The following is a 26,178-nucleotide window of genomic DNA, read 5'->3' as shown; positions in this document are numbered from 1 at the left end:
TTAGAAAAGCAAACCTTGACTTCTAATGGACTTTAAGACCATTTTTTGGTGCGCCTGATTCTATTTTCCAAATATTTAGAGAAAGAGAAGGTAATTTTTACTTAAGCGTGATTAAATCAATTATGTTTTTGTTGGGTTTCCGTTCATAATTTTTTGCTATAGAAAAAATAATTCCCAGATAGCAATCAACCAAATAAACTCTGCCCATTTTTCCTTTCTACATAATATTCTTGCCCCAGCATGTGTAAAATAACCATCTGTTACCCTAAACTAGTTTTGTTTGAGCGTAAATGAGTCGAGGAAAATTTGGGATTAGTTAAGTATGGATATTCTCCAACTGTTTAGAGATGGTGGGGTTGTAATGTACCCCTTGCTGGGGTTCTCAATTTTAGCGATCGCATTAATTTTAGAACGTGTGGTATTCTGGATACAGATCAACGGTCGTCAAGATAGAGTTGTCAAAGAGGTTATCAATCTCTACCGACATAATAATGTTGTCAGTACCCTCGACAAATTGCAACAAAACTCAGACTTACCAATTTCTCGCATCTTTTTAGCAGCACTCGAACTCGAAGAAGCAACACCAGAAGAATTTCGACTCGCTTTAGAAAGTTCTGCACAGGCTGAAATACCAATACTAAAACGCTTTCAGACTGTTTTCGATACTATTATCTCCCTCGCACCTCTACTGGGACTTCTAGGTACTGTACTCGGACTAATTATTTCATTTGCATCTCTAGAACTTGGCAATGTTAGTGGCACAAAAACAGTTGGAGTTACTTCTGGAATCAGCCAAGCCCTAGTTTCAACTGCCACTGGATTAGTCGTAGCAATTATTACGCTACTATTTGCCAATGTATTTCGAGGGCTTCACCAAAGACAAATGGCATTTATCCAAGAATATGGTGGACAATTAGAACTGCTATATCGTCGTCGTTACGAGCGTGGAGAATAATCCTATGCGCCTTCCAGATGAACCGGATATTCCCGCACAAATTAATATAGTGCCAATGATTGATGTTATTTTTGCGATTCTGACATTTTTTATCATGTCAACATTATTCTTAACCCGCACGGGAGAATTACCTGTGAATTTACCCAAAGCGGAAACAGCACCACCGCAACTTTCCCAATCATCAACAATTACAGTCACAATCGAAAAAAATGGACAACTCAGTTTGAATAGTGTTGCTGTATCTCTAGAGAAATTAATCGCACAAATAAATACTTTAACAGGGGACAGTAAAAATGAGTTTTTAGTCGAAATTAGTGCCGATGAAAACGTCAGTCACGGTAGAGTAGTGGCTGTCATGGATAAACTACGGCAGATACCCGGTGCGAGACTCGCCATTGTCACAAAGAATTAACTTTCTTCCCACATGTAAATTACAACTTTTTGCGAAAGAATACAAACCTTATCGCCAAGTTTAAATAATATTGATATAGTTGCATAATCAAATTGGCAACCTAAAGATTTTTAGTGAGAATACTTGGGGCAAAGTCATGACTATTTGGGTAAACGAACAAATCGATTCATCTGGCATGATTCACGCATGTATCGCCACCCGCGATGAATCCCATGCTAAAGATTGTCACGAATCATTTCAGCAAAACTTGACTGACAAGCAAAAAGCATGGGGCTGGCAAGCAAGACTCAGGAAAGTGAATTCTTGGGATGAAGTTCCCGTTAATGCGTTGAAATTAAGTTAGTCAATAGTTAATGGGTAATGGGTAATAGTTGTTTATCCTTCGTGATTCACGAATACCCAATGCCCAACTCAAAACATCATACTGTGTTCTGCATCCCAGCATTTGTTATTATGCCATGTCTTGTCTTGATGCTCACAGTCTGATTTAGTTTCTATCCAAGGTAATGATGTTGGGTAAATCGTCGTATTTCTACTGTAGTAAGTTATCAAAGAAATTATAAATTGCAAACAGATACAGCCAGTAATTGCTAGTTTTACTAAAATGATTGCATTAATGAATAGATTAATTTTATGTTTGTATTGTTGCATTTTCTAAATCTGAATTTATCCCTGAATTATTTAGTATTTTTGTGATTTAAGTGAATTTTATTTTTGCAAAGAAAAATAAAAAGACAACATAATTTAGATGCTAATGCTGTCTGAAATCAAGCATTACACCTAAAATCCTTCACAATTCTTATTGGCAAAAACTAATTTGAACTACAACAAAGCGGTATCAAAAAAAGCGTTTGTAATAGTTTAATTATTACTGAGTAATCTTCCCAATGTGTAGGGTTTTACTTAATGTAGATATAAATTTTCCACAAAATTCTGGTAAATATACAGTCATAAGTATTTCCTAATATTCACTCTAGAGATTTTATGGTTCTTTAATATACAACTAATAATTACGCACGTAGGTGTTGTCTCTTGATTGATAAGGGTTTTGAGAGAAATGCCTTCTGATTGAGTTGTAATAAGTCACAGGAAAATCAGTATTAATTGCTTTGTTAGAAGATGTCAGGTAATGCCAATCCCCTAAAAGAACACTACAGATGACATTACAAGGTGATAAGGTAATTGATTTGCTGTTTTTTGAATACCTTTTTAGAGAAGTTCCATAACCCAAACCCATCATTTACCCAAAATACTCTCCAAAATTCCATGGATATGAACGGTACTTTCTCTGAAACTATTAAGAAAATATTAATTTTTCCTTAAATTATCCAAAAAGTTTTCAAGATAGCCAAATAAGTCTTGTATTTATTAAAAAATAATGTTTTTTTAGAAAAATTAGGAGTTATCATCATTAACGAGGATAGAAATTGCAAACGTACAAAAATAGTATTAAACAATAAAGTTAGGTGGACTATTTCCGGATTTCTACTTCAGATGAAAGCTGTCTCATCAATTGGGTTGGTGAGGAGGGACAAGCAGTTCAAATTTCCATTCATTCTCCTAGCGAATATATCTGTACCAACCGCGAACGGATATTACCAGACTGGAGAAATAGCACACCAATGTGGGTAGTGGTGGTGCTGATGCGATCGCATTATGATTTACTAGAAAGTAATGTGCTAATAGAGGCAGAAAAGCAAGTTTTACGTGAGCGATTTATGCGCTTTGGCTTAGATGTCGCCTTTAATTTGCGAGATATGGGATACATGGCTGATATTATAGATCCACGCACCGGTTATCCATTACTTTCACGTCCCGGTCAAGTCCCCCATAATGATACAGCAGTTATTGAAGCTTTACTGAATTATTCAATTATTAAAAATAAGTGTCGTGTTTTAGTACATCCGCAATGGGGAACATGCGTTTACCCAGGGATTTTACTTTCTGAAGCTCCCCCAATCGTGACTGAATGGATATTAAAAGATATTGCTAAGTACCGGGGATGGCAAGAAGTGAAAAAGAAACAAGCTGTGAATTCCTAATTAGTATGCTCTCAATACTTTGGGCGAGAAAGTATTGAGAGCATAGATTAAATTGCACGGGAAAGTTTTCTCTCTCGCGTAACTTTATGTGCATCAAAAATTACAGCAATATTGCGAACTAGTAATCTACCAATTTCGGTGATTGTAATCGATTGATTAGATAAATCCACCAAGCCATCATTTTCTAAGCGCTGCAATTCCTGCATTTCCTGAGCAAAATACTTATTAAAATCTATCTGATATTTTTGCTCAATTTCCTGTTTATTTACTCGCGTCCCCGACATAATTCCCATAATGACATCGCGACGCAAAATATCTTCCCAGTTTAGTTTATAACCTTTAGAGACTGGTAATATGCCAGCATCAATTGCTTGATAGTAATCTTTTAACTGCTTATGATTTTGGGCGTAAACTTCATGTAACATACTTACAGATGTGGCTCCAAAACCAAGTAATTCCGCTTGCCCGTGAGTTGTATATCCCTGAAAATTTCGCTGTAAAGAACCTTCATTCTGGGCTGTTGCCAGTTCATCATCAGGTTTGGCAAAATGATCCATGCCAATAAATAAATATTTATTTCTGGTTAATTCTTCAATTGTCATCTGAAGAATTTCCAGCTTTTCTTGTGGCGGTGTCAGGGCATCTGGATCAATATTTTTTTGTACTGCTTTTACCCAAGGAATGTAAGCAAAATTAAAGACAGCAATCCTATCTGGGTCCAATTCAATTGTCTTTTTAATGGTGCTGCGGAAGCTTTGTAAAGTTTGGTGAGGTAAGCCATAAATCAAATCAACATTAATGCTTTCAAATTCAGCTTCCCGCATCCATCCCATCACATTAAACAGCATTTCATCTGGTTGAATACGATTAATTGCTGCTTGTACTTTGGGGTCAAAATCTTGAAGTCCAAAACTAATCCGATTAAAACCAAGTTCTCTGAGGAAGAAGAGATAGTCCTTGTCAATATAACGAGGATTCACCTCAATGGAAACTTCTGCATGGGGATGAATTGTAAAATTATTAGCAATATTTTTCCAAATTTTTGCAACTTGTTCTTTACTTAAATAATTGGGGGTTCCACCACCCCAATGTATTTGAACAACGGGACGTTCTGGAGAAATTAACTTAGCAGTTTGTTGAATTTCGCTTCCCAAATATTCAACATAGGGAATCGCAATATTCTTATTGCCAGAAACAATGATATTACATCCGCAATAATAGCAAGCACTCTGGCAGAAAGGGATATGAAAGTATAAAGAAAGCGGAGTTTGACGTTGATTTGAGAGCGCGATCGCATCTCGGAAATCCTCTTTTTGAAAGCTTTCTCTGAGTTCTGTCGCTGGTGGATAACTTGTATATCGCGGTGTCGGAGTATCGTATTTTTTGATTAATTCTAAATCGATTTTTACACCAGGTACTTGAAAAACCATCTATTTTTGTTCCAATTTGAGCGGGAAATGGGGAAGGGTAATTCGCAATATTTGCTACCCTAAAAAAACAAAATATATTATGCGAGAAGCTAAAGTTACGCAATCAATCAACTACGTAATTAATAACTTCTCACTCAAGACTCAACACGATTAATTAGCAGGTGCAACTTCCGTACTTCCAGGATTGTGCGATCGCACCAAGGAATTGTATAGAACTTGCCCAATCGCTTGAATTAATGTACCTTCTAAATCTTGTGCTGCTAGCAAATTTAAATGAAAGGCATGATTTGCTTCTGCAACAATTTTATCTGCTGTGACATCATCAATTGGTAATGCATTCAACGCTTGCCGATATTTGTCCTTAAAGGCATTTTTATCGGGGATTTGTTCAAAGTTATAAAATGATGTTCCTTGATAACCTTCCAGCTTTAAGGCTGTTTGAGCAATCTTTTGAAACATCTGTCCCCCCGACAAATCACCCATGTAACGGGTGTAGGTATGCCCTAATAACAAAACTGGTTCTTTTGCAGAAATCTCCCGAATCCGATTGACGTAATTTTGAGTCGCCTGAGTAGGGACAATTTGCTCTTGCCAATTTTTTCCGTAATAAAATTCGAGGTCTTTTTCCAAATTCGCTTTCCGGTGCAATTCTGGAAAATAAAGCGGTTTAATTACCGGATGTTCACGATGCTTTTCGATTGCAGCTTCGAGTTCACTATATACGTAATATAAATTACCTAAAAATGTGGCAAAACAATTGCGATCGACTACTCCCTTAAGAAAACATTTTGTAAAGCCAGCATTTTCCGCAGATGTGTGTGCTTTTTGTGTTCCAGCACGAAGTTTAATAGCGAGATTGCTACTCATTTTAATTCCTTTATATTCAAACTCAAGATGAATTCAGCAGCCACAGACTCACAATGACTACCTATCTATCACTTGTCACAATTGCACACACGCAAAAAAAGAGTGGAGAGGAATGAGATAGCCTGCATCGCAACCCAAACGCTTACAGACTCCAACCATGCTTATTTCTAGCAAAAATCTCACTTTTTTTCTAGCTATATATCTACATAGACATACACAATTATTTACAATTGGGCAGTGACGGGGAGATGAAGAAAGCCGCAAATACTTGATAATCAAGGATTTTTTGCTTGTAGAGAACAGCAAAATCTACCAATATTTTTCTAAAATAATTTTCAATTCTCCCGAATCAAGAACGATTGGCGAGAAAATTTCAGCGTTAAATGGCAATGTAAGAATAGAGTGATGTAAAAGGATTTGCATGGTTCAGTCAAATTCGGCTTTAAATGCTGGTTTCCTTAAGCCAGGAGTCAAAGCGCCCGTTCGCGAAACATTATTAACACCCCGCTTTTACACGACAGACTTTGATAAAGTCGCGCAAATGAACTTGTCGGATGACGAGAAAGAACTGCGAGCGGTGGTAGCTGAGTTAAAAGCAGACTACAACCGCCACCACTTTATCAGGGATGACGAGTTTAAGCAGAGTTGGGAATGCATCGACGGACAAACGCGGCTGGCATTTATTGACTTTTTGGAGCGTTCCTGTACTTCGGAGTTTTCCGGGTTTTTATTATTTAAGGAACTAACACGCAAACTCAAAAATCGTAGCCCTTTATTATCAGAAGCATTTGAATACTTAGCACGAGATGAAGCCCGTCATGCGGGATTTATCAACAAAGCAATGGCTGATTTTAACCTATCCCTAGATTTAGGTTATTTAACTAAAAATCGTACTTACACTTTTTTCCCACCAGAATGGATTATTTATACCGTTTATTTGTCGGAAAAAATCGGCTATTGGCGGTATATCATTATGTTCCGGCATCTCGAACAAAGACCAGGGTATCAATATTATCCCTTGTTCCGTTATTTCGAGAATTGGTGTCAAGACGAAAATCGACATGGAGATTTCTTTAAAGCATTATTGCGATCGCAGCCCCAGCTTTGGGATAATTGGAAAGCACGTTTATGGGCAAGATTTTTCTTACTGTCGGTATTTGCCACCCATACGCTAACGGTACTCGAACGAGGTAACTTTTATAAATCCTTGGGAATAGATGCCAGGAATTACAATATTCAAGTCATTGAAAAAACCAATGAAACCTCTGCACGAGCATTCCCCGTAATTCTCGATACCAAACATCCCAAGTTTTTCCCACTTTTAGAACGCTGCTCTAACATCAACTTTAGATTGAGGTTGATGGATATCAAATATAGTGACAAACCAAAAATTCAGAAATTTTTCCTAAAACTTCCTCTCATGTTGGCAGTCACATTTTACATGTTACGACTGTTCATCATTAAACCTATTGATGCAGAAGCAATACGAATGGAAGTACATTAATTTTGAATCGTAATTTGCCCAATTTTGCCAATTAATTATTGTCTCTGCGTCAATCCTATATAAATTCTTATATTCCCGATTTCCCTTAGAGGACGCTAAGTGGAGGAAAGCACTTGACGTTTCCTCGCCTCTAGTGGGAGTAATCCCGCAAGTCTCTCTCTACCCCCAGTGTTAGAATTACCTTTCCAACCTGGAGGTTGGAGGTTGGGCAAAAAATCCCAAACAAACTTTGAACTTTAAACTTTGAATCTTACTTATACCGCCACCACTTCTCCCCATCTCCGCGTCAGTCTTAATCATCTCCTTAGTCGCAAATTCTTAGGTTTTTTATTCCTCCGCCCTCTACAATGGTTTGAGGCAAGGGAAAATAAAAAAGAGTCAATTTTGCAACTATTTGAAGAAAAGTAAATGGATACTAAGGCATTTAAGCGTTCTTTACAACATTCCGAAAACTACCACCGTCGTGGTTTTGGTCATCAAGAGGAAGTTGCTACTCAATTAAAATCAGAATATCAAAGTCATTTAATCCAAGAAATTCGTAATAGTAACTATAATTTCCAACGTGATAATGTCACAATTCGATTAGCACAAGCTTTTGGTTTTTGCTGGGGCGTTGAACGTGCCGTCGCCATGGCATATGAAACTCGGCAGCATTTCCCTACTGAACAAATTTGGATTACCAATGAAATAATTCACAATCCATCGGTAAACCAACGCTTACGAGAAATGGAAGTCAAATTTATTCCCGTAACAAATGGTAATAAAGACTTTTCAATTGTTGAAAGTGGTGATGTTGTCATCTTACCTGCCTTCGGTGCCAGCGTCCAAGAAATGCAAATTCTCAATGATAAAGGTTGTAAAATTGTCGATACAACCTGTCCTTGGGTTTCTAAGGTGTGGAATACTGTAGAAAAGCACAAAAAAGGTGAATTCACCTCTATCATTCATGGTAAATATAACCACGAAGAAACAGTTGCCACTAGTTCTTTTGCTGGTAAATATTTAATAGTTTTAAATATGCAGCAAGCAGAATATGTTGTTAATTACATCTTAAATGGTGGTGACAAATGTGAATTTATGGCGAAATTTGCTAAAGCTTGTTCGGCAGGATTTGACCCCGATATCGATTTAGAGAGAGTCGGAATTGCTAACCAAACGACGATGTTAAAAGGCGAAACCGAGGAAATTGGTAAATTATTCGAGCGGACAATGATGAAAAAATATGGACCGCAAGAATTAAACCAGCATTTTCAAAGCTTTAATACTATTTGCGATGCGACTCAAGAACGCCAAGATGCGATGTTTGAGTTAGTCGAAGAAAAAGTTGATTTAATGATAGTTATTGGTGGCTTTAATTCATCGAATACAACTCATTTACAGGAGATTGCAGTTGAGAGAAAAATTCCTTCATACCATATTGATTGTGTTGAGCGAATTAAATCGAACAATATGATTGAACATCGCGAACTCAATGGAGAATTAAAGCTAACAGAAAATTGGTTGCCGGAAGGTGAAATTGTAGTTGGTGTAACCTCTGGCGCTTCTACTCCCGATAAAGTGGTAGAAAATATTATCGAGAAAATTTTTGAATTGAAGCAATCAGTAGCGATGGTTTAAATAGAATTAAATAGGATTTAACAGGGTGAGTGTAGTGCTAATTTTTTGTAGAAGTTAACACTACAGTCCCTTTATTAGTTGTGATTGTCAGCACGTATTTGCTACCAGCTAGCTGAGATTCAAAGCATGTTGTTTTAATTCATCCAACGAAACATATTCCAGTGCTTTTTCATGCGTCGCCGACAACACGATTGGAGGTGCGACACCAGCATCAAGTGCTTCCTGCCAACGCGAAGCACATAAACACCACCTATCTCCTGGCTTTAATCCCGGAAAACTATATTGTGGCGCTGGTGTCATCAAATCATTACCACGGGATTTACTAAAAATCAGAAACTCCTCAGTTACTTCCGCACAAACGACATGAACTCCCATGTCCATCGCTCCAGTTTCACATCTTCCATTACGGTAAAAGCCAGTTATCGGCGAACCGCAGCAAAATTCAAGATTTTCACCTAAGACGTTTTTCGCATCAGTCATACTAAATTTAAATTTTAGATTTTAGATTAATATAACTTTAGCAAATTAAGCTAACCATCTCTCCTGGCTGTTATCTTGAAATGCATTCAAGGTTTCGCTGTATTTTATATCCAAAATCACAATGACGGAATTAGAACGTTACTTATTTGACTTGCAAGGATTTATAGTAGTTGAAAATGCTCTTACCAGCACACAAATAGTAGCCCTAAAACAGATAGTTAATCAGCAAATCGTCAAACATAATCAACCGGAAGCTAATAGACTTCGCTTTGATTCTTTACTAAGTTGGGGTAAACCATTTCGCGATTTAATCGATAACTCCCCTATTACTCCCTATCTTACCGAATTATTGGGAGTTCAGTTTCGTTTAGACCACGATTACATTCATATTATCCGCCAAGGTGCAGGTCCAGTCGGTTCCTTTCTCCACGGTGGTGGAACTCCTTATGACCCTTGCCAATTTTATGAATTTAAGCATGGGAAAATGTACAATGGCTTAACTGCTGTTGCCTACGAACTCAATGATGTCAATCAGGGTGAAGGTGGATTTGGTTGTATACCTGGCAGCCACAAAAGTAATTATCCCTGTCCTCAAGCATGGCTAAATTTAGAACAACCTAATTGCTGTGTACAAACTGTACCAGTAAAAGCTGGGAGTGCAATTATCTTTACCGAAGCCTTGACACATGGTACTGTTCCTTACAAAGTCAAGAAAGATAATTTTAACGATAATTTTGCCGAGTCTCGCACTACCATCTTTTATAAATATTCGCCGCAAATATCAGCTTGGGCTAGATATTATTATGATGCCGATGATTTTTCCGATTTAACTCCGTTGCAACGTCAAATTCTCAGAATACCTGGCATTTCTCATTAATTTCAGATGATGTATTTAGTTAGACAAATACTACACCTAAAAATCCTAATTATTTCGCTTCGCCGCCGCAGAAACAGGTAATTGTAAATTCTGGTTATAAACAAACTCATTACGAATCTCAATTTGTCGCTTAGGAAGTGAGTCGTTGCGATTGAGTATATCTTGGTTAGAAACACGCAACATGTATTGACCGACGGGAACCCCATCTAGACGGTACAAACCAAATCTATCGGTGATACCTGATAAAATTCTCGCACCACTAGAATTAATCAATTCCACCTTAACTTCCGCCATTGGCTGCCCTGTCACATCTGTAACACGTCCAGCAACACCAAACTCTGCCCGAACTGGGAAATCTAAACGTGTAACGGCTGAACTAGAAACTTCTGCTACCATACTGGTCTTTGGTACGGAGAGTTCAATGGGTAATTCATCCGGTTCAAGTTCGACTATATAGTTACCTTCGGGTAAACCACCAACAAAGAAATTACCTTTTAAGTCAGTTCTGGCAGAACCCAAAACTTCGCCCTTTTTATTGATAATCCGGACATTCGAGCCACTCAAATCAAAGTTACCTTTAGCACCTTCAACTTTAATCCGTCCAGCGATCGCACCACGTTCTTTCGTAATACCTGTATAACTGGCAGGTGCAATCTGACCCCGTGCAAAGGATAAATCGGATACCAGAGTCAGGCTCAGGCGATCGTTACCAAAACCACCAAAGTTTCCGCTAGTTGCTCTGGAGGGGATGCCTTGATATTCGACTCTTGCCAACAAACCAGGCAATACTTGCATACTTGCACTAGCTAAGGGCGCAACTTCACTATCTCGCAGCGCTAATCCGAGATTCCAACTTAACTGTCTGAGGTTATTGGGAAAGTAACCAAAACCTAAGGTGTAGCGTGGTGCAGAACCAGCCCCAAACTCTGTTCCCGCCGACACTTGATAGTTATTTTTAAACTTATAACTTAAGTCAGAAAGATAGGCATCGCCATAGGTGTTAAATGAAAAGCGAGTTGCCCAATTTGGTTGATAGAAAGCATTAAATAAATATCTACCATCAATATCGGGTCTACCGTTCAAAGATACAGTGGAAAAAGGTCTTAAAGTAAAGGTAGGTAAAATATAACTAGCTGTACTTGTATCGTCTTGGCGGTTGCGAGCAATAAATCCTAAATTAAATTTATTATTGAAGCGATACTTCAGTTCTAAACTGTGATTGAAGCGTTCAAAGCTGTCTCTTTTTCCTGAACGATATCCCCTTGGTAATGATTGAGAATTGGCATTAATGTCTAATTTATCAAGTTGAATATCTAAGTCAGCCGTATAACCAATTTGATCATAAGAACTACCAACACTGGCAGATAACACTACCGGATTTGCTAATCGCCACACTAAACCAGCCTGTGATTGTAATGTGTCAGGAATCGCTTGCAGAGAGCCTTCAAAAGTTAAGTTATTTGATAGCCCTTGTCTGAATTGGTAAAAGCCCATCAATTTACCATTGTAGTCAGAGTTAAATTCTCCAAACAATTGATCTTGGACTAAATTACCGCTAATCCCTAAACCAGCAAGTTGAACATTTCCCCCTGAAGGTAATAATAAATCCGATGCATTAATTCTGACTGTGCGGATTTCTGAGGGTACGCGCAGATTCGTACGGTCAAAAATCAAAAGTTCAATTTCATTAGTTTGACCGACTGGTAAATTAACATCAACAAACTCATAAATTCCGTTAAATCCTACCTGTTGTTGCGCTATTATCACCCCTCCAATACGTAACTGTACAAAGCTTGCAGGAGGAGCTTCACCACGAAATGTTTGGATAGGACGTGACCTTCTGGGTAGTAGTTCAGTGGCGTTAAAAGTCGTACCAAAGCTTTCAGGTGGTAAATTACTATAGCCAAATTGTAATCCAGTTAAATCAACTCCATTTAACAATGGATGTAAACCTAATTGTTGACGACCTATTTGATAGCGGAAGTTTCCATTTCGCTTATAGAAATAATATTCGGAAACATCTGGACTATTAACAAAGTTATTATCAAAACGAATGCCAACAGAACCACCTAATAATCGACCACCAAGACGTGTGGAACTGCGTAAGCTAGAATCACCGCCTCCACTAGTCCAGTTTAATTCTTGGCGCAAATTAGACAATCCATTTTGTGGTGCAAATACATCTGGTTTTAAGTTGGGTTGACTAGGGCGATATTGACCAGTTTGCGATCGCCAGGGTAAATCTGCAAGTAAGGTGAGGTCGGCAATATTTAAGTCAATAGTAATGTTAAGTTTATCGCGCATTTCGGCGCTGCTAATGTAAGAGACACCATTGATTTTCTTTAAAGAGTCTGGTGATATCTGTACAGTTCCTAAAGGTGTTTTAACTTGAGTTTTACCATCTATAATTTCAACAGTTAATCCTGTTAATCTCGCAAAAGAATCAAGAGGTATTAGTAAGATTTTGTTTTCTAAAATAACATCTAATGTGCCAATTTCTCGACCATTAACACTAAGTTCGACAAGAAATGGTTCATCGGGAGATTTAGCTAGTTGCAGTGAGTTTTCAGGGTTAGAATTTGGGATTGAGTCTCCTGGAGTAATTTTATGATCAGAGTTCGGCTTGAGTCGATCAATAATATTACCTGCGGCTGCAACTTTGCTGTTATCTACAGTTTGAGAATTGGATAGCGAGTTTGTGAGATTTGGCGGTGTATCTTGTTTAGGATTACTTGCTATTTTTTGTGCTTCTTGGGGATTGCTATTTGCAGAAGTCGTATCAATAATTTTATTATTAAGGCTTGCAGAAATCGAAATACTGATTAATTCTTGGACGAGTGTTAAGATTTTTGTGGCATCAAAACGGGGATTGTTTGCTACTGTTTGAATATTTGTATTTTTTTCAATATTTTGCTTAACTTGATTGTTGTTTGGATTATTTACTTTGGAAATTTCGTTATTAGCTACTGATAAATTATTATTAGAAGTTATATCTGTTTGTGCTTTACCAGCAATAGGATTAGAAGTGGAGCTTTCTAATTGAAGACTGTCAGTAATTGTATCATTAATTGATGTATACAAAGATATGTGAATTAGCTGTTGCACTGCTGCCAAAATAGTTCCAATAGTGTTCTTTTCAGCACTTTTATTGGATGCCAAATTACTGGCGATTTGTGGTGAATTGGCATCTTCTGGTGATAGGGCAGTGTCTTGACTGGTGACAGAAATATTACTGACTGATTTTTGTTGTTGACTTGGCAACTTTTGCTTTTGGGAATCGCAAGCAACGCCTTGTGTTTTCACACTGGTAGAAGTAGCCAGCATTCTTGCTAAGAGGTTATTCGCAAGGTTTTGTTTTTGAGACTGTGATTTAAATTCAGATAGCTGACATTCTAATGACTGTGTTGTTGCTGTACTGGCATTGCCACTATCTGAAGTTGAGTTTTTTGTCGGTTGATTCACTGCTGAAACTTTGACTGATGGTGGTTTGCCAGCAGCTTGTTCAGGTGCAATTGTGGCGACAATTGGGGGTGGTGCAGGTGGTAAAGCTAGGTAGAGCATACTAAGCACAAAGGTTGAAATGGTTATCCCAAAAGGGTGATGTAAGTTTTAATATCATTGGGCAGCAAATCATTTCTAGGTTTGGGATTGTGAATTCACCCAGAAAAGCAGCTATTTTGATTTCGGTTTAAAATTTCAGACTACAGTTCACTTCCTTAGAGGAATTACGGGATTTTTAGCCGCAGGAGTTGTCCCAGTTGCGGGAACAGTGAAAGGAATGCCTTGATCGACAGCTACTCCATTTAAGTCACCGTTAATGTCCAAAACGTAGTTACCAGGTGGTAATTTTTTGATTGGCATGACTAGCTTACGTCGCGTGCTAGCAAGAACGGGTGTGTCTCGTAAAATTCCCGCATCGACAACATTTGCAGGCAGTTTTACGTTTGCGGAAGCAGCACCAGATATTCCAGATATCGGCTGTGTTGCTTTTGCCCCAGGATAGTTAGCAGCGCGCCAGATAGAATACTGTCCCTTCATGCGGACGTTGGCGTTACCCGTACTCGAAATATCGAAGATAGCGTTAACAGAGTTGGCTTTGGCATCTACATTGATGGAGTTGAGAGTGCCAGCGCGTTTGATTTTACCAGCATAGCCGTAGACGACAATACCGACACGACCAATAGTCACAACTGACTGCGAGTTTTCTTTGCTTTGAGGTAAAACTTCCTCAAGGTAAATAACTGCTCGGTGTTCTCCCTCTTGGGGTTGAACTTTGGGGCGGATAGCAAAGCGGAGACTTTGAGAACTGCGTGGGGGAATTGTGAATCTGGCGGGAGTAAAGACAATCCACTGATCTAGGGAATTTTCGGTTGATTGTATCTCTTGCAGTTTATTTTCTTCATTGAGAGTCCAATTGCGGACGTAAGCTTGCATTTCTACAGGTTCCGCCGAAAAATTTGTAATTTTGATGGATTGCGATCGCCCTTTACCATTCATTTCTACTTCAAATTTTGGTGGGCTGACACCGATTTCTAGTGCTGTGGCTGGTGCTAATGCCAGATTCCAGAGAAGTCCTTGTGTGAATGCGCCTAATAAACTTAAGGCGATAATTTTTGTTTTTTGTAGCATTATAACCCTCGATTCTCTCTCACACTTAATTGGCACAAATACTTGATAATTATTAATGATTAATTAGAAGTGTTAGGTAATTGCAACTAATTTCACAACTAATCATTCACGGAATCAATAATTTACAAACATCCACCATCTTTACTTTGAATACATACTGATAAACGACCACCATGAACGCCAGCAATTTGGCTTTGAGTAGGGTCTAATGTCAACTCGACACGTCCTTCAACTACTGCAACATTTCTGGCTTCGCTACGAAAAATAAGATTATTTTCGAGCGGATTGAGAATTACACCAATTGTAGAATTAGAAGTAGTGGAATTATTTAAACGATTGGCAGTTCCATTATTACTCTTAAACTCGTAAGTAACTTTTAATGGCAATTGCATTTTGTCTAGGGGAATCCGCTTTGTCCAATTGATTTGACGTTTCACATTTTGAATTAAATCAGGCTGCTTATATAATTCCTGTGTATTCTGGGCATAGCCACTAGAATTAACAAATATATCTTTGATTGGGTCAAGGGTTATCTGAGTAGGTGATATTCCATTTACCCCTAAATCTTCTTCTGGGATTGTAGATGTTTGGGCGATCGCTGGTATTAATGGTAAACCTAGAGTCACCATGAATGTCGCCAAAAAACTTAATAATTTGCACTGATAACTCATTATCCTCATACTGGCAAAATGATAATTTTTGACAGGAGTAAAATGTAAATTAATCGAGTTAAAAATCATAGACCTTAATTCGACCTCATAATTACTTTGTGTAGGATCACACTTCTTTTTGATTGATAACTCCTGTTGACTCAGAATTATTTATAACTCAATAACTCACAATAATGTCTTATCTGTTATATCTGCTGAATTGCAAATTGAGTGAAATTTTAACAATTGACTTTTGGCTTTTAAAAACACACATAAAAAACTTTAAAAGCAAAATAAAAACAAAAGCCAAGAAAATGAATATAGTTGATATTTGGGGACTGGAAGCAGGCACAATGCCTGCACCAGAAATTATGATGACTTAAAGTGAGCTATCTATTGGTACTCTATTTGGACACAAAATTAGGGTTGAGCCAAAGCTTCAACAGTCAACTTACCACCAGTGTGAACACCAGCACTTGCAGCACTAACATCAAAAGTTAAATCAACACCACCAACTATAGGAGTGTTCGCATTTACAGGAGTTCCGCTACCATTATTAACAGTTACGTTTGTAAGTAGGATTTCACTAGCTGGATCGGCAGTATTTGTTAAGATGGTCGCTTTAGGAGCACCAGCTGCGCTGTTAGCAACTGGAGTCACGGTAACGTTAATTGGTTTGCCGCCATTCGACCAGACTGCGAACAATTCATTCACTTTCTTGGTGACTGTCGGTTGAGTACCTACTCCAACTTGAGGACGTGGAAGTAATGTCAACTTGGTAGTACCGTCTGTATCAGTAACCCCCGGATTGAAATCTTTTTCTAGTGCTGCGCCCAACTCACCCTGAGTGATTTGCAGCTTTACGTTTTGGAATGTACGTAGGAAGATTCCAGGTTGGATGGTAACTTCTACATTTACGTCTTGCTGAACTGCATTTGCGGGTGCTGCGAAAATAGCGCTACTTAATGCTGCTGCACCTGCGGCAATGATGCCCAAAATCTTCTTATTCATGGAAAAAACAACTCCTGAGGATAGATAATCTGATTTTTTTTGGAAGTAAAATTAACTCTCGTTTTTTGCTCGTTGTCGAGCTAATGTGATTTTGCTATTTATGACCCTATCGATATAGCTTCCCTGGATAAGCCCGAGAGTTGGAAATCAAGTATGACGTTTTGCAAGTAAAATCTGCCTTGATAAATTGCCGATTTTCTTTGCCAGCATGGTTTTGACTGTTAAAGCATCACCTCCTTTACATAAACTCTGAGAAAACCTTTGCCCCTCGCTTTACGTATCGATTCGCAGCCCATCGCATAATTATTGAACTCAATTTGCTTGGCAATTTTTACTCCGCTCCAAATTCAGTGAAGTCAGTAGTAACGCCATTGCCACCAAAATTGACAATTATGGATTCGTATTTGTTTGTGAAGCGATGAATACTAGGCTTCGAGAAAATAGCGAGAGCATATAATATTCATATACAGTTGTGGTAATGACTGTAATATTACTTTCCTCAAAAAATATTCACATGGAATGAATGTATTAATTAACACTTGACTAAAAATTAATTAATGCAATCCTCCATTGAGGAAAATAAAAGCTACAGCAGCAACCAAAATCATTAAGTTCGTCTCATTTATATTTTGAGTCCTTCACAATTCTTGATTACATCAAGAATTTAACCCTTTTGCGCTAAAGACTCCTTCAGTGAGAATATGGAATTATGAGGCAGGGATAACAAGAAGACGTAAGTGTTAGCACTGAAGCTGCATGGGAAATTTTATTTAAGTATTAGATTCATAAAAGGGGAAAGATGAGGGGACAAAGTTAATGTTTCAAGCTACTCGTCGTCGTCTGGCGCTGTGGTATACGGCAATTACAGCCGTGTTGCTATTGTTATTTGCCTGTGGTGTGTATTTGTACGTTCGTAATACTTTAATTGAGCGCATAGACGATACTCTCAATCATGTGGTGGAAGTCGTGGAGCGATCGCTTGTCATTGAGCCGGTGAATTTTTCTGTAACATCTGCGGCGAAGCAATACCGAATTAATATCGAAGCCAGTTTTCGCAACAACGCGAATACAGTAGAAGACGATCGCATTGATATTGAATGGTTTAGTTCTACAGGTGATTTACTGTGGTCAACTTTTTCCGAACCAATTAATATTCCGATTCATTCCAACCTCAATGGGGAGACGGTTCGTGTTGTTAGGCAAGAAAATGGCGCGGGGAGTTGGGGAGATTTGGCAGGTAGGCAAGAAAATAAATATGAGCATCAAGATTTTTCTCCCTTAATACTTCGCCAAGTGACGCAACGGGTAGAAATTGGACGGCAGGTTTTGGGATATTTGCGGGTGAGTCATCCTTGGTTTGAGGTGACAAAACCCAGCCGCCAGTTGATATTTGATTTGGCTTTGGGAACGGGATTAATGGTGCTTTCTGTGGCTGCGAGTGGCTGGTTTCTTTCCGGTAAGGCGATGGAACCTGTACATCAGTCATACCAGCGTCTCAAGCAGTTTACAGCAGATGCTTCCCATGAGTTGCGGAGTCCCATTGCTTTGATTCAAACTAATGTCCAGGTAGCACTTGCCGATTTAGAATCCTTAGAAGCAAGTGAGACAAGCACTGTCACAGCTTCCCATTACCGACAGCAGTTGAAGATTGTGGAACGATTAACCCAGCGTTTGGGAAAGCTTGTCAACGATTTGTTGTTTTTGGCAAGACAAGATAGTGGCATTGCTCAGGAAAGCTTTTCACTATGTCCCCTCGATGCTTTATTGATGGAGGTGGTGGAAGAACAGCAATTATTGGCGGCAGAAAAAAATATTATGCTGTCGTTGGAATTAATTGATCCACCGGCAACAGAGACAAATCTAGAGTTGTTGGAAAACTGGTTTACACTGACTGGTGATTGGAATCAGTTAGTCAGATTATTTACCAATTTAATTGGCAATGCCTTACGTTACACGCGCGATCGCGGTCATGTAAATGTGGAATTAAAAAGGTTTGAGGCGATTTACCGAGTTTCGGGGTTAGGCTATATGACTCCGCAATTACAAGTAAAAATTAGTGATAGTGGTATTGGGATTCCGGCTGAATCATTGCCGAAGTTATTTGATCGCTTTTATCGGGTTGATCCCGCACGTACTCATTCTTCCCCAGATAAAGCCACAGAAAAGACCACTGGTTCAGGGTTGGGATTAGCGATCGCTAGAGCGATCGTCGAAAATCATCAAGGTCAAATTCATGTGGAAAGTGTTTTGGATCAGGGAACGACGTTTACTGTAGTGCTACCAATTTTGGCAAGTGGGGAATAGAGGGAAGAGAAGGAAGATGAATTAGATTATGGAAGCGTTGTATTATAAGTTTTTGTCTGTGGTTTTGACATCAACTTTTAGGGGCTATGTATAAAGTGAACTGTAAAACTAAAGACATCAGCTTTCTGGGATTTAAGTATTGATTATCATCTTACTTTTTAATGATCACTGGTTTTCTCCCTGAGTGAATATATTTAATGTTTACTTGATAAATTTTACTTGAGAAATATCCCTTAAATAAATTTTAGAAATTTGATAATTACTCACTTGCAAAATGCCACAAGAATCAAAATCAAAATCAACAACACCTAACCTGCTCAGGGTACTACAAATTGTTACAGCCTACCCTTGGTTCCTTTTGGTTGCTATTTCGAGTTTGTTATTACTAATTTGTATAAATGCTTTGACTCCACAGTTATTTCGCTGGGGTATTGATCAAGGTATTAGTCAAGGTAATTTAAATATTATTTTTCAAGCTGCTATCTTTTTATTTTTAGCAGCAATTGGACGGGGAATATTTAGCTTTGGACAAAATTTTTGTGCGGAGATTGTTTCCCAAAATGTTACTTATAGATTACGCAATCAAGTTTTTCGTACAACTCAGAATTTGAGTTTGAGTTATTACAAAAATACTTCTGCTGGTCAGTTATTAACTCGTGTGACTAGTGATGTTGAACAAATTCGTACTTTTATTGGCACAACTATAATTCAAGTCATTAGCGGTTTAATTACTTTAATTACTAGTGCTGTAATTGTGTTAACGATGAATTGGCAGTTAGCATTAATTACGTTGACAGCAATACCAACAGCAGGCTTTTTGTTAACTCGCTTTTTTAAGAAAAATGGCAAGTTATTTGGGATGGTGCAATCAAAACTTGGGAATTTGAATAGTATTTTAGAAGAAAATCTGATTGGTGTACGAGTTGTCAAGGCATTTGTCCGAGAACAGGCAGAAATATCACGATATACAAGACTAAATGATGAATTATTAGCGGCAAATATGCAGACGGTGAAGGTATTAAGAAATCTTTTCCCCTTCCTGTTTTTGTTGAGTAATTTAATTAGTTTGACGGTAATTGGATTTGGGGGAGCGCAGGTAATTGGTAAACAGTTTTCACTGGGTGAATTAGTCGCTTTTAATTCCTATTTGGTATTTATTCTCCAACCTGTTTTGCAGATTGGTTTTGCGGCTGGTATCATTGCCCAAGCTGCCGCTTCTGCGAGAAGAGTTTATGAAGTGATTGATGCGGAAAATGATATTACTAATCATCCGAATGCAAAGGTATTGAATTCAGCTAATATTCAAGGTGAAATTATATTTGAAAATGTCGATTTTAGCTATCCTGGCTCCGCAACCCCAATACTCAAAGATATTTCATTTGTCATTAATCCTGGCGAATTTGTTGCCATTGTGGGGATGACAGGAAGCGGTAAAAGCACTATCGCCAATTTAGTTCCCCGTTTTTATGATGTGAATGCGGGAGTAGTGAAAATTGATGGCAACGACGTGCGAGAATTAGAATTAGCAAGTTTGCGATCGCAAATTTCGATTGTTTTCCAAGATGCGACTTTATTTTCGGGAACAATTCGCGACAATATTGCCTACGGTTTACCGGATGCGCCTTTAGCAGAAATTATTGCCGCCGCCAAATTCGCCCAGATAGATGATTTTATCAGCAGTTTACCCGATGGTTACAACACAATTGTTGGCGAAAGGGGAATCGGTTTATCGGGGGGACAAAAACAGCGAGTTGCAATTGCTAGAAGTGTTTTAACAGATTTTCGGATTTTGATTCTCGATGATGCTACCTCCGCAGTCGATGCCAAAACCGGGGCTTTGATTTTGGACTCATTAGAGAAATTAAGACAAGCAAGGCAATGTACAATAATTGTGATTTCCCAACGTATTAGTAGTATTCGCAATGCTGACAAAATCTTACTTGTTGATAAAGGGCAAATTGTTGCCCAAGGTAAGCATCAGGAATTGTTAGAAACAAGTTCGCTGTATGCGGCAATTTTGGCTTCGCAAGTCAAGCAAAGTCAATTGGTTGAGACTAGTGCTGAGTAAATGATGCTCTAGATAAACGAAGTCTAGCTTTGTACAAGATAAATTTTGATGAGTGCTGAGAGGAAAATAATAAAATTCTTAAACTATGGGATATTCAGAGAGAATTTGCAAGAATAATTACCAGGTAGATTCTGAATAGAGTCTGTACTCATTTTAGTAATTTTGATTAATACCAATCTAACCCTATTTTGGTGTGCATCTATGATTGCCATAACACAGGATTTCAGAGGCACTGATAATCATACTGAGAGTAATTTAGAACGACAAATTAAAATTAAAAAAATGCAGCTAAAAATTGCCCAAGAGGGAAATATGCCCTGTGTGATTGAGGCAATTCGGAGCCAATTAGAGGAATTAGAAAGGCTAGGATGCGATTCACAGCAAGATTCTGATTTCCATGCCTTAATGAGTTTATTAGATGATTAGGAATCATGTAAAAATAAGTAGTGCAAGCGTCTCGCTTGCTATTTCCCAAAGGTGTGTCTCGCTTGCTATTTCCCAAAAGTGCATCTCGCTTGCTATTTCCCAAAGGTGGGCAAGATGCCCCGAAGTTTTCCGTGAAGAACATCTCCCCGGAAACTCCTCTTCCCACTACTTGTTCAATTTATTTTTACACGAATACTTTAAGGACTTGAAATCTGGGAGTTAGAGTCAAGTATGCAATCAAATAGTTAAATAAATTCGCCAATTCAACCCCAATCAAAAATCATGACAATTGATATCCTTGACTTTTGCCCAAAGTCAGGAATAAAAGTTTTTACTTCACTTTTACTGCACTTGTACTGCAAATAATATCCCATCAAATACCTTAATGACTAACCCAAAAACACCAACACTACAACGCTTTGGACAATATTTAATTCCCCATCGAAAAGTAATTCCTGTTGCCCTAGGATTTGTAGTAGTTGCGGCAATAATGCAGGGGCTAGCACCATTTCTAATTGGTTGGTCAATTGATAATCTCATTTCTCAAGGTAATTTGCCAGGATTGATGCAAATGTTATTATTAATCTTGGCTGTTTACTTAACTGGATTTGCAGCTACACGCGCTCAAATTTTGCGAACAAACTGGATTAGTCAAAATGTATTAGCACAACTGCGTCAAGATATTTTTACCAAACTACAAAGTTTACCACTCAGTTTTTTTGATACCAGTTCCGCAGGGGATTTGATGAGTCGCTTGCTCAACGATGTCAGTACCGTAAATCAGGTATTTGGACTAGCAATCGCACAAATTGTTGGTAGTATATTTAGTCTATGCGGAATTGCGATCGCAATGCTAGCGGTGAATCTTAAATTAGGATTGTTAACTAATATTGTGATTCCAGTCGTGGTGATTATCACTACGTTATTTGGCAAATGGGCACGGGATAAATTTCGCCTCACCCGTCAAAGTATTAGTGAACTTTCCAGTAGAATTGAGGAAGATTTAGGCAGTATTCGGGAAGCACAATTATTCAACCGGAATCAATTAAATATTGAAAATTTTCAAAAACTCAATGCTGCCAATCGGAATGCGAATATTCAAGCAGTCGCCATTACAGCAGCATTTTTACCAACAATTGATGTTTTAAATACTTTATCTATTGCCGTTATTTTTGCATATGGTGGCTATCTTGTTGTCACCAATACAATGACGTTAGGAACAGTGACAGCTTTTTTAATTTATCTACAGCAATTTTTCCAACCTATACAAATTCTTAGTCAATTTTACACCCAGGCGCAATCCGCGATCGCAGGACTAGAAAGAATTTTTCGACTATTAGATGAACCATCACGACTTCAAGATGCACCGGATGCTGTAGAAATGACGAAAATTCGGGGTGAAGTTAGTTTTGAAAATGTCAATTTTGGCTATAAGCTAAATCAAACTGTACTGAAAAATGTCAGTTTACATGCACAACCCGGAGAAACAATTGCCCTTGTCGGGGCAACAGGTGCAGGCAAAAGTACAATTATCAATTTGATTTTGCGCTTCTATGATGTCACCGGAGGTGCTGTCAAAATCGATGGCATTGATGTTCGTCAGGTGACGCAAGTAAGCTTACGTCGTCAAATTGGCATAGTTTTACAAGATATGGTTTTATTTAGCGGTACTATTGCCGAAAATATTGCTTTTGGCTCTCCAGAAGCAACACCAGAAGAAATTATAGCCGCAGCAAAAGTTGCGAATGTACATGAATTTATTCTCACACTTCCCCAAGATTATGATACCCAAGTGGGAACGCGAGGTGTCACCCTTTCTCAAGGGCAAAGACAGTTAATTAGTATTGCCCGTGCGGTGTTAGTAAATCCGCGAATCATGATATTAGATGAAGCGACAAGTAGTATTGATACTCGCACGGAAGAATTGATTCAAGATGCCATGTCAAAACTGTTAAAAAACCGCACAAGCTTTGTAATTGCCCATCGTTTAAGTACAGTTACACAAGCTGATAAATTATTAGTCATTCAACAAGGACAAATTCTCGAGCAAGGTACTCATACTGAGTTAATTGCCCAAAATGGGGTTTATGCAAACCTCTATTCTTTGCAATTGGGGTAGATATAGCAATGTTGACACTTCCGGCTCTAAAGAGATGGGGTTCTCTGTTCAGTGAGATAAATTTCTCTAACTGTTTTGTACCCACTAAAGCATGACAGTTAATATTCTAGACAGTAAAACCTTATTTTTAACTTTTACTTAATAGGCTAGTTAACCTTAAATAGGCTAGTTAAACCTTCTCTTGCTTTTTAATTATTTTGCAGCAAACCCTAAGTCGTTATTTCTAATTATTTTCTGTTTCTTCCTGTCTTATATCTGCTGTTTGGGAAGTTGGTATTTTCATACTAATGAAAAATACTATATGATTTTTTTCAATATTTATATTAGTTACGTTAACCACAGTTTTATCAGGTGATATATCTAAACCTTTTACTTGAATGGATTGACTTTTATAGCCAGAATTATCAAGCCACTCACCAATATTTCTCCAATTCTCTACCTTCTCATCAGATTTATCCAACAAGTTTTTAACATATTTGTATATGGTTGCACACAAGTCAGTTTCTACGCCTTTACCATTTTTTCCCAGTTTTTCCGCTATTTCGCCAGGACTTAAACCGCACAGCAATCCCCGCAAGTGGCACTTTTCCACAGGTGTCAAGCGCTTACCCTTCGCAGAGGCTAAATCAGTGTAGAGAGCTTCTAAATCCCAATGGTTATAAGCCTGTGAAAATTGTTCATCGATTGATGCCATAGAATCGGATAGATATTTAGTAAAATTTTCCTGATGTAATCCTAGCACTATACCTGATTATTGCTAGTGGATAGTAATTAACTAAATTTTTATACTGAGGGTTAATGCATCAATAAACACTAGTAATATTTGATTGACGGGAGATTCACTATGGCTCAAGAAAAAATAGGTGAAGTGCAAACGCCTTCTGGTTCTACTTATTATATTTTCTGGGATCAAACTAGCGGTGACATACATGTTGGTAGCGAATATGCCGGTAATGCGTTATCTCAGAGCGAAGCGATGCGTCAAGCTAACTATTATGCAACTACTACGCAAATAATAAAATAGTCTGTGAATATCTGTTTGCTAAATTGTTTTTTTTGATTTTTTTGAGGAAGATTAATGGCTATAAATTTAGATTTGCTTTCATCATCAAACTTTATTTCTACAATTAGAAAATATTGTAATTCTATCGGATGGTCTATTTATGATATCAATGATAGAAGAGCAATCCTTAACTTTAATGCTAATTCTGGAAATACTCAGACACTTTTCATTATCAAGCATGAAAATACATTAGAGTTTTCCGTGCCTAGTGGGATAAAATACAGTGATACCAGTGATATTCCAGGATGGTTATCAGCCGCCCTTTTATCTCAAAATGCTACCTTTAAAGTTGGCTTTTGGTGTATTGAAGAAATTGGAGGAAAACAAACGTTTTCTATTATGCATAATGCAGAAATAAGCCTAATCGATGTCAATTATTTTCAACGACTTGGATTGGCTCTAGTCAGACAATGTGATGAGCTAGAACAAATCGTAGCAAAAGCATTAATTAACTATTAGCAATGATACAGAAATTGTATTTTATTTCTGTTATCTTTTGTATATAAGACTATTATAAAATAGTCCGAAAATACATCAAAATATCTGTAAATAAAAATCCAAGAATAACATCGATATTCTTGGATTTGATAATTTTCATACTGGAGAAATCTAGGAACCAGTATTTTTGTTCTTGTAAATTGTAGTGTTTGAATTTTGTTACATAAATTCCAAAACAGCATCAACCAAGTTCAACAGATTTCATCTATTCTTCAACACGGTATCCCAATTCAGCCAGACGAGTACGTGATTGTCGCCATTTTGGTTGTACTTTAACGAACAATTCGAGGTATACTTTGCCGGCAATCAATTTTTGAATTTGTTCACGGGCGGCGCTACCGATGGATTTCAACATAATTCCACCTTTGCCAATCAAGATACCTTTTTGAGAGTCACGTTCAACATTGATTGTAGCGAGAACACGGGTAATTGCAGGTGTTTCTTCGACTTTATCAATCGCTACGGCAACAGAATGGGGGACTTCTTCGCGGGTTAGCAGCAAAATTTGCTCGCGAATTAATTCACCCATAATAAAGCGTTCCGGTTGGTCTGTGACTAAATCGGGTGGATAATAATATGGTCCCGGCGCTAGCTGCGAAATTAATAAATCTTGTAGTTGCGGTAATCCATCACTATTTTTGGCTGAAAACTTTACAGTTTGCCAGTTATATTCTTCTGCAAGCTGAGTATAACTTGCATCGATCGCATCTCTCGAACTTGCTGCTTGTTCGTCAATTTTATTCAAACCCAGAACAACAGGTGTTTGACTGCGAGTCACTAAGTCGGCAATATACTTATCACCGGAACCACAATTTACCGATGCATCAACAACAAACAAGACAACGTCAACCGATTCAATGGCGATTTTGGCATTTTTTACCAGGACTTCACCTAACTGGTGATGTGGTTTGTGGATTCCTGGTGTGTCAACAAATATTAACTGTGCTGTGGGTGTGGTTAATATTCCCCGCAAACGGTTTCGAGTCGTTTGGGCTACGGGTGAAGTGATGGCAATTTTTTGTCCTACTAGTTGATTCATCAAAGTAGATTTACCGACATTTGGGCGACCGATAATGCCGATAAAACCAGAACGAAAATCAGGAGGAGCCTGAGGAATTGTAACGGCTCCTGAAAATGCATAAATGTCATTTTCAATACTGTTCACCTGAGTCTCCACCGTCATATTTTGCATTTTGGAGAAGTCAAAAAAGTGTTTGTTGCGAAAA

The 26,178-nt window shown here is 38.1% G+C and carries 24 protein-coding genes and 1 pseudogene; 16 read left to right on the top strand and 9 right to left on the bottom strand.

The genetic code is table 11. The features are described 5' to 3' along the window. Positions 1-26 precede the first annotated feature (26 nt). The 5 genes and pseudogenes from VB733_RS16980 to VB733_RS16960 form a co-directional block, all read left to right on the top strand. A pseudogene (locus VB733_RS16980) lies at positions 27-149 on the top strand (actin-binding WH2 domain-containing protein); the annotation flags it as partial. 173 nt (positions 150-322) lie between these two features. After that, complete coding sequence (locus tag VB733_RS16975; RefSeq protein ID WP_323341242.1) at positions 323-955, top strand: MotA/TolQ/ExbB proton channel family protein; 633 nt, start codon at positions 323-325, stop codon at positions 953-955. Positions 956-959: 4 nt separating this feature from the next. Further along, the gene (locus VB733_RS16970; protein WP_323341241.1) at positions 960-1,367 is read left to right on the top strand and encodes a biopolymer transporter ExbD; all 408 of its coding nucleotides are present in this window, start codon (positions 960-962) and stop codon (positions 1,365-1,367) included. Positions 1,368-1,503: 136 nt separating this feature from the next. Then, the gene (locus VB733_RS16965) at positions 1,504-1,710 is read left to right on the top strand and encodes a glycogen debranching protein (protein WP_323341240.1); all 207 of its coding nucleotides are present in this window, start codon (positions 1,504-1,506) and stop codon (positions 1,708-1,710) included. Positions 1,711-2,833: 1,123 nt separating this feature from the next. Beyond that, positions 2,834-3,409 carry a methylmalonic aciduria and homocystinuria type D protein gene (locus tag VB733_RS16960; protein WP_323341239.1) on the top strand — a complete coding sequence of 192 codons (576 nt, stop codon included), beginning with the start codon at positions 2,834-2,836 and terminating at the stop codon, positions 3,407-3,409. A gap of 47 nt (positions 3,410-3,456) precedes the next feature. Here the strand turns inward: VB733_RS16960 and hemN are convergent, their stop codons facing one another. Continuing rightward, positions 3,457-4,839, bottom strand: coding sequence for an oxygen-independent coproporphyrinogen III oxidase (gene hemN / locus VB733_RS16955; RefSeq protein ID WP_323341238.1), 1,383 nt, complete (start codon positions 4,837-4,839; stop codon positions 3,457-3,459). A gap of 150 nt (positions 4,840-4,989) precedes the next feature. Continuing rightward, entirely contained in the window at positions 4,990-5,706 is a 717-nt protein-coding gene (locus VB733_RS16950) for a heme oxygenase (biliverdin-producing) (RefSeq protein ID WP_323341237.1), read from the bottom strand. 421 nt (positions 5,707-6,127) lie between these two features. Here VB733_RS16950 and acsF point away from each other — a divergent pair, with 421 nt between their 5' ends. Together acsF and VB733_RS16940 are read left to right on the top strand one after the other, a co-directional pair. Then, positions 6,128-7,210 (top strand): magnesium-protoporphyrin IX monomethyl ester (oxidative) cyclase, encoded by a 1,083-nt coding sequence (gene acsF, locus VB733_RS16945; protein ID WP_323341236.1) that lies wholly within the window; start codon positions 6,128-6,130, stop codon positions 7,208-7,210. A 408-nt stretch (positions 7,211-7,618) separates the two neighbouring features. Further along, complete coding sequence (locus tag VB733_RS16940) at positions 7,619-8,827, top strand: 4-hydroxy-3-methylbut-2-enyl diphosphate reductase (RefSeq protein WP_323341235.1); 1,209 nt, start codon at positions 7,619-7,621, stop codon at positions 8,825-8,827. A 108-nt stretch (positions 8,828-8,935) separates the two neighbouring features. Here VB733_RS16940 and VB733_RS16935 read toward each other — a convergent pair whose 3' ends face one another. After that, entirely contained in the window at positions 8,936-9,307 is a 372-nt protein-coding gene (locus VB733_RS16935; protein WP_323341234.1) for a DUF2237 domain-containing protein, read from the bottom strand. Between the two features lie 121 nt (positions 9,308-9,428). Between VB733_RS16935 and VB733_RS16930 the strand changes: the two genes are divergently transcribed. Next, on the top strand, positions 9,429-10,184 hold the full coding sequence (locus VB733_RS16930; protein WP_323341233.1) for a phytanoyl-CoA dioxygenase family protein: 756 nt from the start codon (positions 9,429-9,431) through the stop codon (positions 10,182-10,184). 45 nt (positions 10,185-10,229) lie between these two features. Here the strand turns inward: VB733_RS16930 and VB733_RS16925 are convergent, their stop codons facing one another. From VB733_RS16925 to VB733_RS16915, 3 genes are all read right to left on the bottom strand, one after another. After that, on the bottom strand, positions 10,230-13,745 hold the full coding sequence (locus VB733_RS16925) for a carboxypeptidase regulatory-like domain-containing protein (RefSeq protein WP_323341280.1): 3,516 nt from the start codon (positions 13,743-13,745) through the stop codon (positions 10,230-10,232). 147 nt (positions 13,746-13,892) lie between these two features. Further along, a complete protein-coding gene (locus tag VB733_RS16920; protein ID WP_323341232.1) occupies positions 13,893-14,813 on the bottom strand; it encodes a molecular chaperone in 921 nt (306 codons plus the stop codon). Positions 14,814-14,935: 122 nt separating this feature from the next. Continuing rightward, complete coding sequence (locus tag VB733_RS16915) at positions 14,936-15,484, bottom strand: hypothetical protein (protein ID WP_323341231.1); 549 nt, start codon at positions 15,482-15,484, stop codon at positions 14,936-14,938. Positions 15,485-15,657: 173 nt separating this feature from the next. Here VB733_RS16915 and VB733_RS16910 point away from each other — a divergent pair, with 173 nt between their 5' ends. Then, positions 15,658-15,846, top strand: coding sequence for a hypothetical protein (locus VB733_RS16910; protein ID WP_323341230.1), 189 nt, complete (start codon positions 15,658-15,660; stop codon positions 15,844-15,846). Positions 15,847-15,883: 37 nt separating this feature from the next. Here VB733_RS16910 and VB733_RS16905 read toward each other — a convergent pair whose 3' ends face one another. Continuing rightward, positions 15,884-16,474, bottom strand: a complete 591-nt coding sequence (locus VB733_RS16905) for a hypothetical protein (protein ID WP_323341229.1) — start codon at positions 16,472-16,474, stop codon at positions 15,884-15,886. 816 nt (positions 16,475-17,290) lie between these two features. On the opposite strand from VB733_RS16905, the gene VB733_RS16900 reads away from it, so the two are divergent. From VB733_RS16900 to VB733_RS16880, 5 genes are all read left to right on the top strand, one after another. Continuing rightward, entirely contained in the window at positions 17,291-18,778 is a 1,488-nt protein-coding gene (locus VB733_RS16900; RefSeq protein ID WP_323341228.1) for a HAMP domain-containing sensor histidine kinase, read from the top strand. Between the two features lie 274 nt (positions 18,779-19,052). Further along, complete coding sequence (locus VB733_RS16895) at positions 19,053-20,846, top strand: ABC transporter ATP-binding protein (protein WP_323341227.1); 1,794 nt, start codon at positions 19,053-19,055, stop codon at positions 20,844-20,846. Between the two features lie 201 nt (positions 20,847-21,047). After that, positions 21,048-21,272, top strand: a complete 225-nt coding sequence (locus VB733_RS16890) for a hypothetical protein (RefSeq protein ID WP_323341226.1) — start codon at positions 21,048-21,050, stop codon at positions 21,270-21,272. Between the two features lie 20 nt (positions 21,273-21,292). Continuing rightward, a complete protein-coding gene (locus tag VB733_RS16885) occupies positions 21,293-21,481 on the top strand; it encodes a hypothetical protein (RefSeq protein ID WP_323341225.1) in 189 nt (62 codons plus the stop codon). A gap of 176 nt (positions 21,482-21,657) precedes the next feature. Next, complete coding sequence (locus VB733_RS16880; RefSeq protein WP_323341224.1) at positions 21,658-23,391, top strand: ABC transporter ATP-binding protein; 1,734 nt, start codon at positions 21,658-21,660, stop codon at positions 23,389-23,391. 223 nt (positions 23,392-23,614) lie between these two features. Here VB733_RS16880 and VB733_RS16875 read toward each other — a convergent pair whose 3' ends face one another. After that, the gene (locus tag VB733_RS16875; protein ID WP_323341223.1) at positions 23,615-24,085 is read right to left on the bottom strand and encodes a helix-turn-helix domain-containing protein; all 471 of its coding nucleotides are present in this window, start codon (positions 24,083-24,085) and stop codon (positions 23,615-23,617) included. Positions 24,086-24,235: 150 nt separating this feature from the next. On the opposite strand from VB733_RS16875, the gene VB733_RS16870 reads away from it, so the two are divergent. Further along, positions 24,236-24,415: a hypothetical protein gene (locus VB733_RS16870; protein ID WP_323341222.1), complete on the top strand. Its 180-nt coding sequence runs from the start codon at positions 24,236-24,238 to the stop codon at positions 24,413-24,415. 54 nt (positions 24,416-24,469) lie between these two features. Then, on the top strand, positions 24,470-24,913 hold the full coding sequence (locus VB733_RS16865) for a hypothetical protein (protein ID WP_323341221.1): 444 nt from the start codon (positions 24,470-24,472) through the stop codon (positions 24,911-24,913). A gap of 244 nt (positions 24,914-25,157) precedes the next feature. Here the strand turns inward: VB733_RS16865 and era are convergent, their stop codons facing one another. Beyond that, positions 25,158-26,135: a GTPase Era gene (gene era, locus VB733_RS16860; RefSeq protein WP_323341279.1), complete on the bottom strand. Its 978-nt coding sequence runs from the start codon at positions 26,133-26,135 to the stop codon at positions 25,158-25,160. Between the last annotated feature and the right edge of the window lie 43 nt (positions 26,136-26,178).

This window comes from Calothrix sp. UHCC 0171 (assembly GCF_034931845.1).
Lineage (GTDB): Bacteria > Cyanobacteriota > Cyanobacteriia > Cyanobacteriales > Nostocaceae > Brunnivagina.
Note: the sequence above shows the minus strand (reverse complement) of the source record. Positions and strands in the feature narration are given on the sequence as shown.

What these genes read in the sequence shown, in the direction of transcription:
- VB733_RS16975 (WP_323341242.1), top strand. Translation starts at nt 323, where the DNA reads ATGGATATTCTCCAACTGTTTAGAGATGGTGGGGTTGTAATGTACCCC.
- VB733_RS16970 (WP_323341241.1), top strand. Translation starts at nt 960, where the DNA reads ATGCGCCTTCCAGATGAACCGGATATTCCCGCACAAATTAATATAGTG.
- VB733_RS16965 (WP_323341240.1), top strand. Translation starts at nt 1,504, where the DNA reads ATGACTATTTGGGTAAACGAACAAATCGATTCATCTGGCATGATTCAC.
- hemN (WP_323341238.1), bottom strand. Translation starts at nt 4,839, where the DNA reads ATGGTTTTTCAAGTACCTGGTGTAAAAATCGATTTAGAATTAATCAAA.
- VB733_RS16950 (WP_323341237.1), bottom strand. Translation starts at nt 5,706, where the DNA reads ATGAGTAGCAATCTCGCTATTAAACTTCGTGCTGGAACACAAAAAGCA.
- acsF (WP_323341236.1), top strand. Translation starts at nt 6,128, where the DNA reads ATGGTTCAGTCAAATTCGGCTTTAAATGCTGGTTTCCTTAAGCCAGGA.
- VB733_RS16940 (WP_323341235.1), top strand. Translation starts at nt 7,619, where the DNA reads ATGGATACTAAGGCATTTAAGCGTTCTTTACAACATTCCGAAAACTAC.
- VB733_RS16935 (WP_323341234.1), bottom strand. Translation starts at nt 9,307, where the DNA reads ATGACTGATGCGAAAAACGTCTTAGGTGAAAATCTTGAATTTTGCTGC.
- VB733_RS16930 (WP_323341233.1), top strand. Translation starts at nt 9,429, where the DNA reads ATGACGGAATTAGAACGTTACTTATTTGACTTGCAAGGATTTATAGTA.
- VB733_RS16925 (WP_323341280.1), bottom strand. Translation starts at nt 13,745, where the DNA reads ATGCTCTACCTAGCTTTACCACCTGCACCACCCCCAATTGTCGCCACA.
- VB733_RS16920 (WP_323341232.1), bottom strand. Translation starts at nt 14,813, where the DNA reads ATGCTACAAAAAACAAAAATTATCGCCTTAAGTTTATTAGGCGCATTC.
- VB733_RS16915 (WP_323341231.1), bottom strand. Translation starts at nt 15,484, where the DNA reads ATGAGTTATCAGTGCAAATTATTAAGTTTTTTGGCGACATTCATGGTG.
- VB733_RS16910 (WP_323341230.1), top strand. Translation starts at nt 15,658, where the DNA reads ATGTCTTATCTGTTATATCTGCTGAATTGCAAATTGAGTGAAATTTTA.
- VB733_RS16905 (WP_323341229.1), bottom strand. Translation starts at nt 16,474, where the DNA reads ATGAATAAGAAGATTTTGGGCATCATTGCCGCAGGTGCAGCAGCATTA.
- VB733_RS16900 (WP_323341228.1), top strand. Translation starts at nt 17,291, where the DNA reads ATGTTTCAAGCTACTCGTCGTCGTCTGGCGCTGTGGTATACGGCAATT.
- VB733_RS16895 (WP_323341227.1), top strand. Translation starts at nt 19,053, where the DNA reads ATGCCACAAGAATCAAAATCAAAATCAACAACACCTAACCTGCTCAGG.
- VB733_RS16890 (WP_323341226.1), top strand. Translation starts at nt 21,048, where the DNA reads ATGATTGCCATAACACAGGATTTCAGAGGCACTGATAATCATACTGAG.
- VB733_RS16880 (WP_323341224.1), top strand. Translation starts at nt 21,658, where the DNA reads ATGACTAACCCAAAAACACCAACACTACAACGCTTTGGACAATATTTA.
- VB733_RS16875 (WP_323341223.1), bottom strand. Translation starts at nt 24,085, where the DNA reads ATGGCATCAATCGATGAACAATTTTCACAGGCTTATAACCATTGGGAT.
- VB733_RS16870 (WP_323341222.1), top strand. Translation starts at nt 24,236, where the DNA reads ATGGCTCAAGAAAAAATAGGTGAAGTGCAAACGCCTTCTGGTTCTACT.
- VB733_RS16865 (WP_323341221.1), top strand. Translation starts at nt 24,470, where the DNA reads ATGGCTATAAATTTAGATTTGCTTTCATCATCAAACTTTATTTCTACA.
- era (WP_323341279.1), bottom strand. Translation starts at nt 26,135, where the DNA reads ATGACGGTGGAGACTCAGGTGAACAGTATTGAAAATGACATTTATGCA.